Raw genomic sequence first — 10,851 nt, forward strand, 5'->3', positions numbered from 1 at the left:
GGCAGTTCGTCACCGGCTCGCACCTACGGCTGGCACCGCGCCGAGGTCTTCACCGCGGTCGCCAACGCCGTGCTGTTGATCGCCGTGGCGACCTTCATCTTGACCGAGGCGATCCGCCGGCTCGATGACGCGCCGGCCGTCCCGGGCGTACCGATGATCGCGGTCGCGCTGATCGGGCTGGCGGTGAACATCGGGGTGGCGCTGCTGCTGCGGTCGCATTCGGCGCACAGCCTGGCGGTCAAGGGCGCCTACCTGGAGGTGGTGGCCGACACCGTCGGCAGCCTCGGCGTGCTGATCGCCGGGGTGGTCACCGTCACCACCGGCTGGCCGTACGCCGACGTGGTGGTCGCGGTATTCGTCGCGATCTGGGTGCTGCCGCGGGCCTTCTCGCTGGCCGGCGCCGCGTTGCGGATCCTCTCGGAGGCCTCGCCGGCACACGTCGACGTCCGGGAGCTGCGCTCGGCGCTGGCCGCCGTGGACGGTGTCACCGACGTGCACGACCTGCACGTGTGGACCCTGGTGCCCGGTCGGGACATGGCCACCGTGCATCTGACCAGCGGCGCCGACTCGGCCCGGGTGCTCGACGACGCGCAGGCGGTACTCACCGCGCGCGGGCTGGATCACGCCACGATCCAGGTAGAGCCACCGGGACGCGCGGTCGACTGCACCGGCGGCTGCTGAGGGTCGGGCTGCTCCGAGTCAGTAAGCTGCCAGGTACCGTGCGGTACCGAAATCCAGAGCGAGGATCCCACCCACCCATGTCGAATCCATCAGGGCCGGACGCCGCCGACGAGTCAGCCCGGCCGGCTCCGGACGCCGACGACGGGACCGAGCCGGTGGTCGAGCCAGACGACGTCGCGGCGGCCGGCGAGCAGACCGTCCCGTCCGATCCGGTGGCCGCGGCGACGACCGTCGCGCCGAGCGAGGCGGTCACCGCGGTGATGAACGCCATCCCGGCGGACGCGACGGACGTGACCGAGACCATGACCGAGACCACCGACGGCGAGCCGGCCACCGAGGTCATCGAGACCGAAAGCCCGGTCGGGCCCGCCGCCGGCGTGCCCGACCGGGGGGAGCCGGAGAACCGCCGGGTCACCGCGCCCGGGTTCGACTCCACCGAGACGGAGGTCATGCCCACCGTGGGCGGGACGGCCACCGAGGCGCCGGCGGCCCAGCCCGAGGGGGAGAAAGCGGCGCTGACCCCGAAGCGGCTGACCGGCAAGCTGACCCGGAGCTGGACCGGGGTGTTGGCGCTGGTCCTGGCCATCCTGCTGCTGGCCGCCGCCGCCGTGCTGGCCACCCTGTGGTTCACCAGGGGGAGCCGGGCGCTGGCCACCAAGGAGGAGGCGGTGCGTACCACGATCGAAAGCTTCGACGTGGCCGTACAGGACGGCGACCTGGCCGCGTTGCGCAGCCTGACCTGCGGCACGGTCCGTGACGGCTACGTCAACTACAACGACGACGCCTGGAAGGACACCTACCAGCGCATCGCCGCCGCCAAGCAGTATCCGGTGGTCGCCAGCATCGACGAGGTCGTCGTCAACGGCGATTACGCCGAGGCCAACGTCACCGCGTTCATGGCCTACGCCCCGCAGATCCGGTCCACCCGCAGCCTCGACCTGCAGTACCGCGACAACGGGTGGAAGATCTGCCAGGCCCGCGGCGGCCAGTAGGGCCCGGCAGCGCCCGGTAGATCCGGTAGCGCCCCGGCTCAGGTCGCCGAGAGGGTCTTCCCCGAGCAGTTCAGGTCGGCGCAGGCTTCGATTACCCGCCCGGTCATCGACGCCTCGGCCTTCTTCAGGTAGCTGCGCGGGTCGTAGGTCTTCTTCTCACCGACCTCGCCGTCCACCTTGAGCACGCCGTCGTAGTTGGTGAACATGTGCGCGGCGATCGGCCGGGTGAACGCGTACTGGGTGTCGGTGTCGACGTTCATCTTCACGACCCCATGCTGCAGCGCCTCCTCGATCTCCGACTTCAGCGACCCGGACCCGCCGTGGAAGACGAAGTTGAACGGCTTGGACCCGGCCGGCAGGCCGAGCCGGGCCGAGGCCACCTGCTGGCCCTCGCCGAGGATGTCCGGGCGCAGCTTGACGTTCCCCGGCTTGTACACCCCGTGCACGTTGCCGAACGTCGCGGCCAGCAGATACTCGCCGTGCTCGCCGGTGCCCAGCGCGTCGATGGTCTTCTCGAAGTCGGCCGCACTGGTGTAGAGCTTCTCGTTGATCTCGTTGGCGACGCCGTCCTCCTCGCCGCCGACCACACCGATCTCGACCTCCAGGATGATCTTGGCCGCCGACGCCGCCTTGAGCAGCTCCTGGGCGATGGCGAGGTTCTCGTCGATCGGCACCGCCGAGCCGTCCCACATGTGCGAGCCGAACAGCGGATCCTTGCCCGCCGCGACCCGCTCGGCCGAGATGGCCAGCAACGGCCGGACGTAGCCGTCGAGCTTGTCCTTCGGGCAGTGGTCGGTGTGCAGCGCCACGTTGATCGGGTACTTCGCGGCGATGACGTGGGCGAACTCGGCCAGCGCCACCGCCCCGGTCACCATGTCCTTCACACCGAGCCCGGAGCCGAACTCGGCCCCGCCGGTGGAGAACTGGATGATGCCGTCACTGCCGGCGTCGGCGAAGCCCTTGATCGCGGCGTTGATGGTCTCCGACGAGGTGCAGTTGATCGCCGGGAACGCATACGAGTTCGCCTTGGCACGCCCCAGCATCTCGGCGTAGACCTCGGGGGTTGCGATGGGCATGGGACTCTCCTCCGTGACTCTGCAGCTGTGGCTTCCGGTCAGTATCGCAACAACACACCGGGTGGCTACAGCCCGCCCGTGGAACGCCGCCGGCCGGCACCGGTATCTTGGAGCCTCGTGAGCACCACCCTGGTCGCGGTGGCCAACATCGTCGACCCGATGTACTGGATCGGGCCGAACGGCCTGTTCGCCTCCGCGGTGTTGCCGACCATCCTGGTGATCGTCTTTGTCGAGACCGGCCTGTTGTTCCCGCTGCTGCCCGGCGAGTCGCTGCTGGTCACCGGCGGGCTGCTGGCCGCGGGTGGCACCTTGGACATCCGGGTGTTGGCGCCGGCGGTCGCCCTGGTCGCGGTGCTCGGCGACCAGACCGGGTACGTCATCGGCCGGCGGATCGGGCCGGCGCTGTTCAAGAAGGAAGACTCACGCTTCTTCAAGAAACACCACGTCACCGAGTCGCACGCGTTCTTCGAGAAGTACGGGCCGTGGGCGATCATCCTGGCCCGGTTCGTGCCGTTCGCCCGGACCTTCGTCCCGGTGATCGCCGGGGTCTCCTACATGCGCTACCCGCACTACCTGGGCTTCGACATCATCGGCGGCATCGCCTGGGGTGCCGGTGCGACGCTGGTGGGGTACTTCCTGGGCAGCAAGGTCCCGGCCATCGCCGACCACCTGGAGGGGATCGTCATCGGGATCCTGTGCGTCTCGCTGCTGCCGGCGGTGCTCGCCGCGATGCGGGCGTCCCGGAAGCGCCGGGCGGCCGAGGCCGGCGAGGAAGCCGAGCCGGTCAGGCTGTCGGATTAACGTCTTTCGGCATGGCCGCCGGGGACTATCAGCAGCTGCGCGACGACCCGAACGCCGGCAGCGCCACCTTGCCGAGCGGCAGAGCGGGACGGCCTGGTCTGATTGTCCTCGACCTATGACGGGCTCTCGGCCTCGCTGACGTTGTGCGCGGCCTCCATCAACATCCAGCCGGAGAGCTGCACCGACAGGTCGCGTTCGGGCACCTCGGACTCGCGCACCGCACCGTCGACGGACTCGGCTTGCTGGCCGCCGGCGCCGGGCAGCGCGGCGGTGCGGTCCCAGAACGCGCCGAACAGCGGCAGCCCGTCCACCTGCTGCCGGTTCTCCCACGCCGCCTTCGCCGACGACAGCACCAGCGAGCGGGCGGTGCTGCGGGCCGCGGTGTCTTCGACCGCCTCCCCCGGCAGGTCGGTGGCGACCAGCGCCAGGTAGCGAATGGTGATCCCGGCGAACAACCCGCCGTCACCGCCGCCGGCGCCGTTGAGCACCCCGCCCGGCGCCATGTGCGCGGCGACCGCCGTGACCAGCCGGCTCACCCGGTCGGCGTGCCGTCTGCGGTCTTTCGAACCGGTGCGGTTGGCCAGCTCGGTCTCCAGGCCGAGCACCACCCCCTGACAGTAGGTGTACTGGGCGCGGACCAGCGAGCCGGCCTTGATGCCGTCGAAGACCAGGTGGGTCTCCGGGTCGATCAAGGTCTCGTCGATCCAGTCGGCCATCTGCTGGGCCCGCTTGAGCCGGTCGCCGTAGCGGGCCAGGAAGAGCCCGGCCGGCCCATTGGCCGGCGCGTTGAAGAACTGGTCCTGTTTGCGCCACGGGATGCCGCCGCCGTCCTCGGGCACCCACGAGTCGATGAACTCCCGGCACAGCGTCTGCAGTGCGCGGTGGTGGTTGGCGCCGGTGACCCGGTCGGCCCGCTCGATCGCCAGCGCCAGCCAGGCCATGTCGTCGTAGTACTGGTTAACCCAGCGCCCGTGGTTGCGCAGCCGGTGCGCACGGATCTGCCGGTTGATCTCCACGCTGCGGTCGGTCTGCGGGTCGCGCAGCTGCGCGTCGACCAGGCAGTCCAACAGGTGCGCCTGCCACCAGTAGTGCCAGTGCGGAGCCTTCCGCAGCGGCGGCCAGGCCACCACGCCGAGTTGGGTGCCCGGCAGGTGCCAGAGCGGTTTGAGGTGTCGCTTCGTGACGGCGGCTTCGGCGCTGGCCGCCCGGTTCGCCCACAGCTGGTCGTCCATGGTGCTAAATCCTGCCTCACCGCAGCGAGCCGTAGGGGCGACATGAGAAAGGCCGGGCCGGCACCGTTCCCCGAAGGGGGGTTTAGGGGAAGGGTGCCGGACCCGGCCTTGGGAGGGGGTCAGAGCAGTTCAGCAGCCGTCGTCTGGACGTTCGGAACCGCCAGCGGCGTGGCGGCGAGCATCTCGGCTGCGGCGAGAGCCACAACGTCGGCCGCAGGCGATTCACAAGCGGTACGTGCGGGCGAACCTCCCGTGGAGACGAAGAGTCTGGTATGTGCGTGAGGCGGTATGTGCGTGAGCCGTGCCACCGATCGTACCTCAGAAAAGGCTGTGGGGTAAACACCTGTATCGTAATTGCCCAATATTGGGAAAACTCTTTCATTACCAGGCGGTCTGTGGACAGACCAGAAACTATCGTGGTCATTACGGCTAAGGGCCTGTTGATAACAGGCCGCTTGGCACTCAGAATTTCTAGAGAATTTACCAAGCGGTATCAAGGTCGGCGTGTCGGTCGACCCAGCGGTGCATCACGATGCCGGCGGCCACCCCGACGTTGATGCTGCGGGTCGAACCGAACTGGGCGATCGACACGGTCAGCACCGCCCTGGCGCGGACGTCGTCGCTGATCCCGGGGCCCTCCTGGCCGAACACCAGCAGGCAGTCCCGCGGCAGCTGGACCCGCTCCAGCCGGGCCGCGCCGGGAACGTTGTCCACCGCGACCACGGTCAGGCCCGCGGCCGCGGCGAATTCCAGTAGGTCGGCGGCGTTGTCGTGGTGACGCAGCCGCTGGTAGCGGTCGGTCACCATGGCGCCGCGCCGGTTCCAGCGCCGGCGCCCGACGATGTGCACGGTGTGTACCGCGAAGGCGTTGGCGGTGCGCACCACCGAGCCGATGTTCGCATCGTGGCCGAAGTTCTCGATGGCCACGTGCAGCGGGTGCCGGCGCGAGTCGATATCGGCGATGATCGCCTCGCGGGTCCAGTACCGGTAGGCGTCAACGACGTTGCGGGTGTCGCCGTCGCGCAGCAGCACCGGGTCGTAGCGCGGGTCTCTCGGCAGCTCGCCTTCCCACGGGCCGACACCGCCGGCGGACGCGGCCCACTCGGTGGGCCCGGGTTGCTCCCCCCGGTCAGGCATGGTCGAGCCAGACCGCGGCGTGGGTGCGCACCACCGCCAACGATGCGTTCAGCACGGCGGCGCTGATCTCGCCGTGGGTGCAGAGCGAGCTGGCGACGTGCACCGCGTTCAGCGACGCCTCGGGCAGGATCAGCATCGACGACCCGTACGCCGCACAGATCGCCGGCAGTCCGGGCACCGGCAGGGCCGGCGACGCGATCAGCATGATCGGCCCGCCGCCGGCCTCCGCGTCGGCCCGGTACTGCGCCACCGGCGCGTCAACGGCGAAGCTGAGCTGCATGTACCCGGTGCCGGTGAACGTCTTGTCGCCGAGCGACGCCGGGGTGAGCGGGGTGCCGTCGCCGCGCCAGGCGGTGACCCCGGCGTTGGTCAGCGTCAGGCCGGTCTCGATCGGGTTGATCGGCGGCAGGCCCACCGGGAAGGTCGCCGGGTAGGCGATGGTGCTCTTCGGGATCCGGTCGGCCGGGGAGTACACGTAGACCCCGCGCACCACGCTGCGATCCGGCACCGGACCCAGGCAGACGGTGCCGTTCATCCGGTCCGGCACCGGGGCCGCCAGCGGCTGCGGGGCCAGCTCCAGCACCGGGTCACAGCTGCCGAGGCCGTTCACCTCGATCGGGTGCAGCGGGGTGCCGTAGACGCCGAACCGGATCTGCTCCGGCTTGGCATGCGGGGTGGTCGGGTCGGTCGGATCCTGCGCGGTGGCGGCGACGTCGACCAGCAGCTGACCAGACTCGAAGCGCGGGTTGGAGACGGCGATGTCCCAGCCCAGCACCGTCACCGACTCGCCGAACCGGGCACCCCGCGCACCGTACGGCCCGCTCGGACCGGAGCCGGAGCACGCCGTCACGCAGCCGACGGCCAGCGCCGCCACCGTCGCCAGCAGGGATCGCACCGCCACTACGCCAGCCCCAGTTCGGCCAGGCCCAGCACGCTGCGGTACGGCACGCCGTCGGCGGCGATCGCCTCGGCGGCGCCGGTGTCGCGGTCCACCACGGTGGCCACCCCGACCACCTCGGCGCCGGCATCGCGCAGCGCGCGCACCGCGGTCAGCGCCGACCCGCCGGTGGTGCTGGTGTCCTCCACCACCAGCACCCGCCGGCCAGCGACCTCGGGCCCTTCGATAAGTCGTTGCATCCCATGGGTTTTCACTGACTTGCGGACCACGAACGCATCGATCGGCCGGCCTGGCGCGTGCATCACCGCGGCCGCCACCGGGTCCGCGCCCAGCGTCAGGCCACCGACCGACGCGTAATCCCAGTCGTCGGTGAGCTGGCGGATCAGCCGGCCGATCAGCGCGGCGGCCCGGTGGTGCAGGGTGGCCCGGCGCAGGTCCACGTAGTAGTCGGCCTCCCGGCCCGACGACAGGGTGACCCGACCGCGCACCACCGACAACTCGCGCACCAGGGCGGCCAGCTCGTCGCGGTCGGTGCTGGTCAGCTGAGGCCGGATCTGCCCGGCTCCTCCCCGGTCCGCGGGGCGGCCCGCGTCGTCACCGAGTTCAGGTCCGGCCACGGCCCTGGCCGAATCGACTGGTCATGGTGCGCGACAGGCCCCGCGGCAGCAGCCGGCCACCGTTGACCAGCGCCCGGTACTGCCCGCCCGGAACGCTGATCACCTCACCCTTGGCCACGTCGGCCAGGCAGTGGCCGACCACGTCGTCGACCTTCAGCCACATGAACGACGGCACCGAGGAGACGTTCACCCCGGCCCGGTCGTGGAACTCGGTGTGCACGTAGCCGGGGCAGACCACGTGAATGCCCACCCCGGTGCCGGCCAGCCCGCCGGCCAGGCCTTCGGTGAACCAGACCACCCAGGCCTTGGACGCCGAGTAGGTCGAGCCGCGGCCAGACATCAGGCCGGCCACGCTGGCCACGTTGATCACCGTGCCGCGGCCGGCGGCGACCATCGGCGGCAGCACGGCTCGGGTCAGCTGCATCACCGAGGTCACGTTGACGTCCAGCTGGGCCTGCAGCTGCGCCGGATCGACCGTCCAGAACTCGCCGGACATGGCGAAACCGGCATTGTTGACCAGCACCTGCACCCCGGCGGCGAGCCGCTCGGCAACCGCGTCCCGGCCCGCCGGGTCGGCCAGGTCGGCGTGCAGGACCTCGCTCTCGGCCCCGGTCTCGTCGCGCAGCTGATCGGCCAGCTGGGTCAGCCGGTCGGCGTCCCGGGCGACCAGTACCAGGTTGTATCCGTCGGCGGCGTAGCGGCGGGCGAAGCCCGATCCGATACCCGAGGTGGGCCCGGTGATCAGGGCCGTTGGCTTGGCGGGCATGACCGACAGCGTAGCGAAGCGGCGCCTCAGCAAGCCGGGCGCGGACCCCGGAGACGCGGCCGGGCGACGAACTCGCGCGCGGGCCGCTCGGCGCGCGACACGTCGCGGCCGACCGAAGGTCCCCGGCGACGTCCCGCGGCCGGGCTCGGCCGGACCGAGGCCTCCGGCAGCGCCGGCTGGTCGGTCGGCGGCAGCACCCGGAGCAGATCGTCGAGCTGGTGCACGGCCCGCAGACCCTCATCCCACTGGGCGCGGGTGCTGGTGACCGGCATGCTGACCAGCGTCCAGTTCTCCTCGTTCCACATGATCTCGGCGCAGTCCGGCGCGCTGTGGGCGAAGCGGACCATCCGCCGGTCGCAGGCCCGACGCGCCGCGTCGAGGTTGGTGGAGTACACCATCCGGGGACCGATCGCGCCGAGCAGCCAGATGTCGCTCTCCCGCGGCTCCTTGATCCCCTTCAGCCGGAGGTCGACGACGACGTTGGTGGGCACCTTGTGGTGCAGCGCGATCACCGTCGCGACTTCCTCCAGGTCGAAGATGAACACCGCCTCGCCGCGGATCTGACCGAGCACCACGTTCCGGGCCGGGGCGTCGCCCACCGCCGAAATCACGCCGCGGGTCCAGCGGGTGAGGATCTCGCTGGACTCGAACTCGTAGTCGAATCCGTGCGACCGGGCCCACGACCTGCGCCGTCTGCTGCGCCCGCGGCGGCGGTCGATGTCGATGGACAACAGCACCGCCGCGCCGACGAAGCAGAGCGCGGAGAGGGTGAACCACAACGGAACCATTGCTCCCAGCGTATCCGCTCACCCGGTCGAGTCACGAATTCGAGCCGGTCACAACCGGGTATCAAGCCCGTGACGAAGGTCAGCCCAGCTGCAGCGTCTCCCCGTCGGCGCCGACGTCGACCGGGACGGTGTCCCCGTCGTGCACCTCACCGGCCAGCAGCAGCTTGGCCAACCGGTCGCCGATCGCCTGCTGGACCAGCCGGCGCAGCGGTCGCGCCCCGTAGACCCGGTCGAACCCGCGGTCAGCCAGCCACTTCTTGGCCGCCGGCGAGACGTCCAGGCTGAGCCGACGCTGGGCCAACCGCTTGTCCAGCTGGGCCAGCTGGATGTCGACGATGCGCACCAGGTCGTCGGCGGTGAGGCTCTCGAAGATCAGCACGTCGTCGAGCCGGTTGATGAACTCCGGCTTGAACGTGGCCCGCACCGCGGCCATCACCTGCTCCTCGGTGCCGCCGGACCCGTGGTTGGACGTGAGGATCAGGATGGTGTTGCGGAAGTCCACGGTGCGGCCCTGCCCGTCGGTGAGCCGACCCTCGTCGAGGACCTGCAACAGCACGTCGAAAACGTCCGGGTGGGCCTTCTCCACCTCGTCGAAGAGCACCACGGTGTACGGCCGGCGGCGCACCGCCTCGGTCAGCTGGCCGCCCTGGTCGTAGCCGACGTAGCCGGGTGGGGCGCCGACCAGCCGGGCCACCGAGTGCTTCTCGCCGTACTCGCTCATGTCGATGCGGACCATCGCCCGCTCGTCGTCGAAGAGGAAGTCGGCCAGCGCCTTGGCCAGCTCGGTCTTGCCGACCCCGGTCGGCCCGAGGAACAGGAACGCCCCGGTCGGCCGGTTCGGGTCGGCCACCCCGGCCCGGGACCGCCGCACCGCGTCGGAGACCGCCTGGATCGGTTCGCGCTGCCCGACCACGCGGCGGCCCAGCTCGTCTTCCATCCGCAGCAACTTGGCGGTCTCGCCCTCCAGCATCCGGCCGGCCGGAATGCCGGTCCAGGCGCTCACCACGTCGGCGATGTCGTCCGGGCCGACCTCCTCCTTGAGCATCACCTCTTCGCGGGCCTGGGCGCCCGGCAGCGCGGCGTCGAGCTTCTTCTCCACCTCCGGGATGCGGCCGTAGCGCAGCTCGGCGGCCTTGGCCAGATCGCCGTCGCGTTCGGCGCGCTCCGACTCGCCGCGCAACGCCTCGAGCTGCTCCTTGAGCTGGCGGACCACGTCGATGGCGCTCTTCTCGTTCTGCCACCGGGTGGTGAGGTTGGCCAGCTGTTCCTTGCGGTCGGCCAGCTCGGCGCGCAGCTTCTCCAGCCGCTCCTGGGAGGCGTCGTCCTCTTCTTTGGCCAGCGCCATCTCCTCGATCTCCAGCCGGCGCACCAGCCGTTCCACCTCGTCGATCTCGGTGGGCCGGGAGTCGATCTCCATCCTTAGGCGCGAGGCCGCCTCGTCGACCAGGTCGATCGCCTTGTCCGGCAGGAACCGCGCGGTGATGTAGCGATCGGAGAGGGTGGCCGCGGCTACCAGCGCCGCGTCGGTGATCCGCACCCCGTGGTGCACCTCGTAGCGGTCCTTCAGCCCGCGCAGGATGCCGATGGTGTCCTCCACCGACGGCTCGCCGACGAAGACCTGCTGGAACCGACGCTCCAGGGCGGCGTCCTTCTCGATGTGCTTGCGGAACTCGTCGAGTGTGGTGGCGCCCACCAGCCGCAGCTCGCCACGAGCCAGCATCGGCTTGATCATGTTGCCCGCGTCCATCGCGCCCTCGCCGGTGGCCCCGGCGCCGACGATGGTGTGCAGCTCGTCGATGAAGGTGATGATCTGCCCGGCGGAGTTCTTGATGTCGTCCAGGACGGCCTTGAGGCGCTCCTCGA

11 protein-coding genes are annotated in these 10,851 nt (G+C 70.5%); 3 read left to right on the plus strand and 8 right to left on the minus strand.

The window, feature by feature from the left end; all coding sequences use genetic code 11:
• Both AC2VNT_RS06265 and AC2VNT_RS06270 read left to right on the plus strand, forming a co-directional pair.
• Positions 1-681 (plus strand): cation diffusion facilitator family transporter (locus AC2VNT_RS06265; protein WP_486946030.1); only part of this gene is annotated, 681 nt, incomplete at its 5' end.
• A gap of 155 nt (positions 682-836) precedes the next feature.
• Entirely contained in the window at positions 837-1,673 is an 837-nt protein-coding gene (locus AC2VNT_RS06270; protein WP_486946037.1) for an Rv0361 family membrane protein, read from the plus strand.
• Positions 1,674-1,711: 38 nt separating this feature from the next.
• Here AC2VNT_RS06270 and fbaA read toward each other — a convergent pair whose 3' ends face one another.
• Positions 1,712-2,791: a class II fructose-bisphosphate aldolase gene (fbaA, locus tag AC2VNT_RS06275; RefSeq protein ID WP_486946038.1), complete on the minus strand. Its 1,080-nt coding sequence runs from the start codon at positions 2,789-2,791 to the stop codon at positions 1,712-1,714.
• 75 nt (positions 2,792-2,866) lie between these two features.
• On the opposite strand from fbaA, the gene AC2VNT_RS06280 reads away from it, so the two are divergent.
• Positions 2,867-3,550, plus strand: a complete 684-nt coding sequence (locus AC2VNT_RS06280; protein ID WP_486946031.1) for a DedA family protein — start codon at positions 2,867-2,869, stop codon at positions 3,548-3,550.
• 113 nt (positions 3,551-3,663) lie between these two features.
• Here AC2VNT_RS06280 and AC2VNT_RS06285 read toward each other — a convergent pair whose 3' ends face one another.
• From AC2VNT_RS06285 to AC2VNT_RS06315, 7 genes are all read right to left on the minus strand, one after another.
• Positions 3,664-4,782, minus strand: a complete 1,119-nt coding sequence (locus AC2VNT_RS06285; protein ID WP_486946032.1) for a glycoside hydrolase family 76 protein — start codon at positions 4,780-4,782, stop codon at positions 3,664-3,666.
• Positions 4,783-5,262: 480 nt separating this feature from the next.
• Positions 5,263-5,919 carry a TrmH family RNA methyltransferase gene (locus AC2VNT_RS06290; RefSeq protein ID WP_486946033.1) on the minus strand — a complete coding sequence of 219 codons (657 nt, stop codon included), beginning with the start codon at positions 5,917-5,919 and terminating at the stop codon, positions 5,263-5,265.
• Positions 5,912-6,814 carry a hypothetical protein gene (locus AC2VNT_RS06295; RefSeq protein WP_486946039.1) on the minus strand — a complete coding sequence of 301 codons (903 nt, stop codon included), beginning with the start codon at positions 6,812-6,814 and terminating at the stop codon, positions 5,912-5,914. The genes AC2VNT_RS06290 and AC2VNT_RS06295 overlap by 8 nt, the downstream gene beginning before the upstream one ends.
• Positions 6,815-6,819: 5 nt before the next feature.
• The gene (pyrE, locus tag AC2VNT_RS06300) at positions 6,820-7,359 is read right to left on the minus strand and encodes an orotate phosphoribosyltransferase (RefSeq protein ID WP_486946040.1); all 540 of its coding nucleotides are present in this window, start codon (positions 7,357-7,359) and stop codon (positions 6,820-6,822) included.
• A 61-nt stretch (positions 7,360-7,420) separates the two neighbouring features.
• On the minus strand, positions 7,421-8,200 hold the full coding sequence (locus tag AC2VNT_RS06305; protein ID WP_486946034.1) for an SDR family NAD(P)-dependent oxidoreductase: 780 nt from the start codon (positions 8,198-8,200) through the stop codon (positions 7,421-7,423).
• 26 nt (positions 8,201-8,226) lie between these two features.
• Positions 8,227-8,988 carry a trehalose monomycolate transport factor TtfA gene (gene ttfA, locus AC2VNT_RS06310; protein WP_486946035.1) on the minus strand — a complete coding sequence of 254 codons (762 nt, stop codon included), beginning with the start codon at positions 8,986-8,988 and terminating at the stop codon, positions 8,227-8,229.
• Positions 8,989-9,067: 79 nt separating this feature from the next.
• Positions 9,068-10,851, minus strand: a 1,784-nt coding sequence (locus AC2VNT_RS06315; RefSeq protein WP_486946036.1) for an ATP-dependent Clp protease ATP-binding subunit, incomplete at its 5' end; no start/stop codon positions are given.

Source organism: Mycobacterium sp. TH-M15, from assembly GCF_057473705.1.

What these genes read in the sequence shown, in the direction of transcription:
- AC2VNT_RS06285 (WP_486946032.1), bottom strand. Translation starts at nt 4,782, where the DNA reads ATGGACGACCAGCTGTGGGCGAACCGGGCGGCCAGCGCCGAAGCCGCC.
- AC2VNT_RS06290 (WP_486946033.1), bottom strand. Translation starts at nt 5,919, where the DNA reads ATGCCTGACCGGGGGGAGCAACCCGGGCCCACCGAGTGGGCCGCGTCC.
- AC2VNT_RS06305 (WP_486946034.1), bottom strand. Translation starts at nt 8,200, where the DNA reads ATGCCCGCCAAGCCAACGGCCCTGATCACCGGGCCCACCTCGGGTATC.
- ttfA (WP_486946035.1), bottom strand. Translation starts at nt 8,988, where the DNA reads ATGGTTCCGTTGTGGTTCACCCTCTCCGCGCTCTGCTTCGTCGGCGCG.